The sequence below is a fragment of the uncultured Aquimarina sp. genome, assembly GCF_947492405.1.
Lineage (GTDB): Bacteria > Bacteroidota > Bacteroidia > Flavobacteriales > Flavobacteriaceae > Aquimarina.
The window spans coordinates 1-6426 of sequence record NZ_CANLMP010000017.1 but is presented as its reverse complement, the minus strand read 5'-3'; the positions used below and the strand labels follow the sequence as shown (position 1 = coordinate 6426).

The 6426-nt window shown below is 31.5% G+C and carries 7 protein-coding genes; all 7 read left to right on the top strand.

All coding sequences use genetic code 11. The features are described from left to right. Positions 1 to 91: 91 nt before the first annotated feature. A complete protein-coding gene (locus tag Q0829_RS27425; RefSeq protein ID WP_298549282.1) occupies positions 92 to 556 on the top strand; it encodes a hypothetical protein in 465 nt (154 codons plus the stop codon). Positions 557 to 742: 186 nt separating this feature from the next. Next, positions 743 to 1432, top strand: a complete 690-nt coding sequence (locus Q0829_RS27420) for a hypothetical protein (RefSeq protein ID WP_298549281.1) — start codon at positions 743 to 745, stop codon at positions 1430 to 1432. A 182-nt stretch (positions 1433 to 1614) separates the two neighbouring features. After that, on the top strand, positions 1615 to 2247 hold the full coding sequence (locus Q0829_RS27415; protein ID WP_298549280.1) for a hypothetical protein: 633 nt from the start codon (positions 1615 to 1617) through the stop codon (positions 2245 to 2247). Between the two features lie 222 nt (positions 2248 to 2469). Further along, the gene (locus Q0829_RS27410; protein WP_298549279.1) at positions 2470 to 2925 is read left to right on the top strand and encodes a hypothetical protein; all 456 of its coding nucleotides are present in this window, start codon (positions 2470 to 2472) and stop codon (positions 2923 to 2925) included. A 772-nt stretch (positions 2926 to 3697) separates the two neighbouring features. Next, positions 3698 to 4219, top strand: a complete 522-nt coding sequence (locus tag Q0829_RS27405; RefSeq protein WP_298549277.1) for a hypothetical protein — start codon at positions 3698 to 3700, stop codon at positions 4217 to 4219. An 806-nt stretch (positions 4220 to 5025) separates the two neighbouring features. Continuing rightward, complete coding sequence (locus Q0829_RS27400) at positions 5026 to 5391, top strand: hypothetical protein (protein WP_298549275.1); 366 nt, start codon at positions 5026 to 5028, stop codon at positions 5389 to 5391. 211 nt (positions 5392 to 5602) lie between these two features. Then, positions 5603 to 6154, top strand: a complete 552-nt coding sequence (locus tag Q0829_RS27395) for a hypothetical protein (protein ID WP_298549273.1) — start codon at positions 5603 to 5605, stop codon at positions 6152 to 6154. Positions 6155 to 6426: the final 272 nt, after the last annotated feature.

Here is a 6426-nt window from a genome sequence, read left to right as displayed (position 1 = left end):
AAGTTAGCAACCACTGCACAGAAAAATCGAAAATAGAGTAACATTTTGCCCTGCTACGACACGTATATTAAACGTTATGTGCAAGAAATAAATGGAAGTAATTGAAGGAAAAATAAAGCTCAGATTCGAAAAGCCTGAATATGGATGGCTTTTAATGAATTTCGTGTGTGGGGACTACGAATTAAAACTACATATTTCTAATGTCCCTAATAACCCAATAGATGATTTGAGATCGGCATTAATGACTCTAAATGAACCGAATTATGAAGCTTGGGGATCTCAAGAAGTTATTTTCCATTTGGAACCTGCCTGTTACTATCTTGTAATTGAAAGAAATAATGAAAATCTGGATTTGAAAATTTTTCACTCTAAGGACTACGGAGGTAAAAAGTATACAGTTAAGAATATTTCAGGGAATTATAATCAAATTTTGATGCCTATTTATCGCGCACTGATGAATTTTTACTCTTATGAACACAATGAATCGGATTGGTCAAAAACTGACGAAAAGCTAATCCAGAAACTGAAAAAAACTGTTAAAAACAAAAGCACATAACACTATATATGTGCTCATAGCAGCTAAGCGATGAATCGAATGGTTCTTGTATATTTGGTTAGGCGCAATGCTTACAAAAAGAAAAAGTTAGCAACCACTGCACAGAAAAATCGAAAATAGGGTAACATTTTGCCCTGCTACGACACATATATTAAACGTTGTGCATCATTAGAAAAATGAAATAATATGAGAATATTTGATTTATTTAAAAGCAAGAAAAAAGATATTTTCATCGATAAAGATGTTGAAATCGAAAAAATAGAACTTATTCCTAATACTTTTAATACTGTTTCTAAAAAGCAGTTTCAAGATGAATTAATTAAATATTTTGACCTTGAAAGATATGGGTTTGGAATATCTCCTGATGAAAGGACACAAATTTTTTATGGAGATATAAATAATACAGACGAAATAGATTTTGAGGGGCACATACTGATTATTGGAAATTTAAAAACAAATTGGGTAAACCTTACATCTTCAGATTTTTCATTAAGTGATAGTGGGGGTTCATTATTCGTTACAGGAAATATCCAAGCTGATTATTTCTCTAATGATTTTAACAGATTTGTAATGATAAATGGCAATTTAATTATTAAAAAAATTATAAATGTAGAATTTGAAGATTCTTGCTTAGTTGTAAATGGCGATTTAATAACAGAATATTATCACGGAATAGATATTCCCGCAGAAGTACAAGGAGAAATTGAAATAAATTATGGTTGGGGATATTGTAATGATAAAAGTTCTAAAACTATTTTACCAAAAAATGATATTGAGAATTCATTAAAATTCTTGAACGTAGATAAAAACTGTAATTCTGAACAAGTTAACGGAATCATTAAAAAGAGAATAACGAATGCACAACAATGGCTATAATTAATACGGGTTTTGGTGTTTAATCCAAAGTTTTGGATATATTTAGAGAGTCCGCCAAATCTTTTGATTTGGCTTTAAAATGAAAAGATAAAACAAAATAAAAAGTTTTGACTAAGTGCTAGTCCGAAAGTTTAGTCATCTAAACTCCCGTACTAACCATAGTCGTGACGTTACCAATAATTATGAAACAAATTTTACTATATATTTCACTCATTTTTTTGTTCTCCTGTAAATTGGAGGTAAAAAACTCAAAAGCAATTGAGTCCTTTGAAAAACAACTAAACGAAATGGAAAAGCAGAGTGAAAAAATTGATCAAAACCTAAAACGTAGCGATAGCCTTATTGCCGAAATTCAAATTGCTCTCGAAAAAAATAAATTTGTTCCTGACGTTACTATTACGGATGAAAAATATAGTCTAAATCCTTTTAAATTAGAAAAACCTATACTTAAAAATCTATTTGGAAGTCAATATTCTGCTGTGGACACAACATTATTCAACAACCGACACGTTGATAATCAAATTGACACAGTTTTTACTTTTAAGTATGGCTCTTCATTTATAGAAATTTATAAAAATTCAAGTGAGGAATTTATTAAAAATGGCTTTTCAAATTCTGACACTTTAGATCTTAATCGTGGTTTGAGTTATGGAATGAGTAAGACTGACTTTTTAAAATTATTATCAAATATAGATTCAATATCAAACTCACATAATAATTTTAGAATTAAGAACCCAGAAATAGTGCAAAATGTGGACTTTAAATTTGTGAACAACAAATTAGAATATATTTATTTTGAGGGTTATTCGGACTAAAAACTATTGGTAACAACACCTATGCGATAATGCGGAGTTTAGGTTAAGTCTCATGGTTATTGCCTATTTGGTTTGTCACCAAAGATTTAAATTTAGTATTTTAGAAAATATAAAAACAAAACATAAACTTTGGCTAAGTGCTAGCTCGAAAACCAGTAATTTTCTGCTTCCGCACTACGCATAGCTAAACGTTGTACAACATCTAAAAAATAAATAATGGGAATGCGAACCACTCTATATGGTTATATTGAGGAAATGGATTTTTGGAAAAGCCCCATAATAAATCAAGTAAAAAAACATAACCACGCCGTTATAAATAATCTGAAAAAAGACGACGAATGGCCACCTTTATCTAAAGAAATGTTTTCTATAACATCAAATTCAAATAATGAAATTTATCGTCCAAATATGGAATATTCCGGTAGAATAATCCATTTTGGAGCAAATCTAAAATCTGTTGAACACGAAATAGATGAATGGATTATTAAGTTTGAGGAGCTATTATCTAAGTTAATATGGCTTGAATCTAAAGTTCATTTTCAAACCGAATACTCTGAATTACAAACATTAAGCTGGAGAGTTGATTTAAATATCTATAAAGTTATTCACGATGGAAAATTCCCAAACGTGATCGATAATTCTTGCTGGAACTTCGAATCAACGTGGCATACTGAATAATAAAAACGTTGTACAACAACATATATGTGATCATAGCAGCTAAGTGATCAATCGAATGGTTGTTGTATTTTTGGTAAGGCGCAATGCTTACAGAAAGGAAAAGTTAGCAATCAATGCGCAGAAAAATCGAAAAGCAGGGTAACATTTTGCCCTGCTACGACACATATATTTAACGTTAGGGCACATACTTGTTATCTGAAAAGCAAAAACGCAATCTGAACCTGTCTGCGGACGAACCTCGATCGTATGAACTGAGAGTTTTTGCAGTGGTTTATCTCGGATCGAAAGTAAAAAAGCGATGAAAAAACCACGAAAACGGAGAGTTTCGGAGCAAAACGTGCTAATAAATCGCTTTTTTTTGTGCTAATCACGATAATTTTGACGGAAAAAGGGTTTGTGATTTTTTAGTTTGGTAAGTGATAAATTCAAAGGCAGCAAAGTGATCGCTGGAGATTAAGAAAAATAATACGGAGCAATTCGCAATCTGATATCACTTTACTGCGGCTTGTTTACTAAGTTCAGGCTTGTAAAAGTGGTACGTGCCATAACACTATATATGTGATCATAGCAGCTACGTTATTAATCCAAAGGTTCTTGTATATTTGGTAAGGCGCAATGCTTGCAGAATGGAAAAGTTAGCAACCAATGCGCAGTTTTTGTCGAAAAAAAGGTAACATTTTGCCCTGCTACGACACATATATTAAACGTTGTGGTGTATTTTGAAAAAATAAAGCACAATAAATAATCAACTAAAAACCGAATAAAATACTGAATGGATTTAGCTAGACATTGTGAATTATGTGATAATCAAAAAACAAGTTTAAAAAATGGAACAACTTGCGGATTAACTGACCGAAAACCTGAATTTAATAAAACTTGTACCAAAATTGAGTTAAACGAGAAATTTGAGAATAAACTAAAAACTGTAAATATTGAATACGACAAAATTAAGCGGACGAAAATCTTGACTTATATTAATTTTGGAATATTTATTATTATTGGACTTATAATAACAATTGGTGGTTATTTATTTGGCAAATATACTGTAGAAAGTGGAGTGATTTCAACTGTTCCGATAATAATTATGGGTATTGGAATTGCACCACTTGGAATGGCTTTTGGAACTCTGAATAGCTATAGACAAAGAAATGACGTTGCAAAAAGTAAAAAACATAAAATTGATGAAGTATTAAGTACATATAGAATTGAATATGATATTGACATCAAATACGGAAAAGAATTTCACGGAACTCAAGAAGTGTTTGCGGAATTGAACCTTAAAGGAGTACGCTAAAAAACACACCACAACATTATATATGAAATCAGAGCAAAGTTGAGAGCCAAATCGAGAGGTCATTTTCTTTTTGCAATGGCGCTAGATTTTTATAAATTGAATAAGAAATAAAAATGCGCAGATAGATCGATTGGTTCAGGTGTACTTGCCTTGCTCCGATTCATATATTTGGCGTTACCATACATAAAAATCAGGTTGGATAAATAACGAGTATTAACGCAAATATGATCTGAAAATTAGAAGAGGAATCTGAATCTAAAACTGACGGAAAAATTACTCCTGAATTGATTAGTTAACCAGAATCTGAAAACCAAAACGCAACATCTGACAGTACTCGGACGAATAAACGAAGTGTTTTGCGGAATAAAACGCATACTGAATTTTAAAAAGAAAAAAACGTATGGTAACAATATGTATGAGTTCATAGCGGCGGAAATTCCTAACGGAATTTCACGCTCGTTTGTTATCTTTAGGGTCAATGCGGAATTCAAGTTTTGTACTTGCACGCCACAAACCATACATTAAACGTTACCACACATTTAAAAATGACGATATTCTTAACTTTAATAGCAATCTCTTTAGGAATTAGTTTAGTGCTGATTTTGACAAAATCTGACTTTCCAAAATTGGAAAAGGTTATTAAAAAAATCTCATTTTACTCGTTAATCGGAATTGTAATCTGTGCTACACTTTTAGTTTTTGAGTTTCGACTGAAAGGGGAATATACGACCTCAATAATCGGATTGACTTTTGTCCTGTCAACAATCTTACTTTTCGGATTGACAAAAAATACTCGGAACAAAATCTTGAGCGGAATTTTGACAATACCAGTGTTCGTTTTCGGAATTTTAAGCTTAATCTGGGAAATGCCAATTGCATTTTTTTATTTAATTGCACTTCCTTTCGAGCCACCAATTGCAAAATTTGAAATGAATGAGAATCACAACATTGAAGTTCGTATTGGTGGATTTTTGGCTTGTGGAGAAAGTTTAGTAATTACTGAATCAACATTCGGAATTTTAGACAAACAGGAATACGTTGGAAATAACTCTTGCGTGACTGGAATTAATAAAATTGAGACATTAGATTTTAAAGAAAAAAAAGTGGAATTTTTAATATATCACGATGGAAAAACTGAATTTGAGAATCCGTATAAATATCAAGTGGATTAATAAAAACGTGTGGTAACAACACCTATGCGATAATGCGGGGTTTGGGTTAAATCAAAAGGTCATTGCTTATTAGGTTTGTCGCCAAAGATTTAAATTTAGTATTTTAGAAAATATAAAAACAAAACATAAACTTTGGCTAAGTGCTAGTTCGAAAACCAGTGATTTTCTGCTTCCGCACTACGCATAGCTAAACGTTGCCAGTAATTTGAGAATGACGAAATCAGAAACGAAATTATTTGTCGGAATTGGAGTTCTGATTTTGCTAATCGATATTCTCTTAATAAAATATTGGATTAGTAATATTAAACCTGACCCATTTATGTCTGTTGGAGTTGAATCGTACAGACTTGAAATATTTGGAGTGAATATTCTGATTGGAATTATTGTTTTCTTTATTAAAAAAAGGTTTTCGATTTTATTCTTTGTTAATACAATCGTTTGCTATTGGATATTCTCATTTTTCTGGAGTTCTTGGATTCAGAATCATCCTTACTCACAAACAAACTATCATTTTAAAATTGAAAACAGAAATTTACGATTGGACATTTCAGAAAACCCAAATACTTACGGAATTTATGAATTAGACCCTAATCCAACTGATTCCCTGAAAATCATAGAAATGGGAATGAATGAAAAAATCGGAGATAGTATTTTATTAAAAGGTTGGAATAGTGGAGAGTTTTATGATATGTACTTCTATGATAATAAACTAATTGGATTACCTGAAAGTCCGAATCCGATTGAACTGACTATAAAAGAATAAAAACTACTGGCAACAACGTGTATAAAACATAGCTATTAAGTGCTTAACCGAAAGGTTTATGTATATTTAGAAAGTCCGCCAAATTTTTAATTTGGCTTTTAAAAAGAGAAAATTAAAAACAAAATATAAAAATTCGGCTCTGTGTTAACCCGAAAAGTTAGTGTCTTTTTGCACGCTACGTTCCATACACTAGACCGTTAGGGCACATACTTGTTATCTGAAAAGCAAAACGGAATCTGAACCTGTCTGCGGACAAGTCTCGATCGTATGAA